We start from the raw sequence: 652 nt of genomic DNA, 5'->3' as shown, positions 1-652 counted from the left end.
TGAAAATATGACTTATGATGAAAAAGAAGATGTTTATTTGTGTAAGGCAGGCAGAAGGCTCACTGTAACAGGACTAAAAAGAAGTAAAAGTAAGACTGGGTATGTTTCTGAGAAAACACAGTATACATGTGAAGATTGTAGTCATTGTGAGTTTAAGAAACAGTGTATTAAAGGAAATAATAGTAAGACTCCATTAGAGGAACGTACTAAACGACTAGAGGTATCAAAAGTTTTCAGAAAAACGAACTGAAGACTTAGAACGCATTCTTACAGATGAAGGTTGCAAGCTTCGTATGAATCGAAGTATTCAGGCCGAAGGGTCATTTGCAAATATTAAAGGAGATATGTCATTTCGTAGATATTTATGCAGAGGTCAGAAAAATGTGCTTGCTGAAAGTATTCTTCTAGCAATGGCACATAATATCAATAAGCTAGATCACAAAATTCAAAACGGAAGTACAGGAACATACCTTTTTGAAATGAAAAAAGAAGCATAAATTTTGAAGCTTTTAAAAATGCAGCCACCAAAAAAACACAATTTCTTGGTGGCTTATTAATGGATGGCATTTTTAAAATTCCAAGATTTAGGATGGAATTTTTGTATTATATGATAGTCAAAAGGAGCTGCCATTAGCTGATTAAAATCAGCTAA

General features: G+C 33.1%; 1 pseudogene. It reads left to right on the top strand.

Features of this window, described 5'->3' with window-relative positions:
• Positions 1-497, top strand: a pseudogene (locus tag JCM14822_RS25460) (transposase); the annotation flags it as partial.
• Between the last annotated feature and the right edge of the window lie 155 nt (positions 498-652).

The organism is Cellulosilyticum ruminicola JCM 14822 (assembly GCF_001311925.1).
GTDB lineage: Bacteria > Bacillota > Clostridia > Lachnospirales > Cellulosilyticaceae > Cellulosilyticum > Cellulosilyticum ruminicola.
This window is presented reverse-complemented; position numbering and strand designations above follow the sequence as displayed.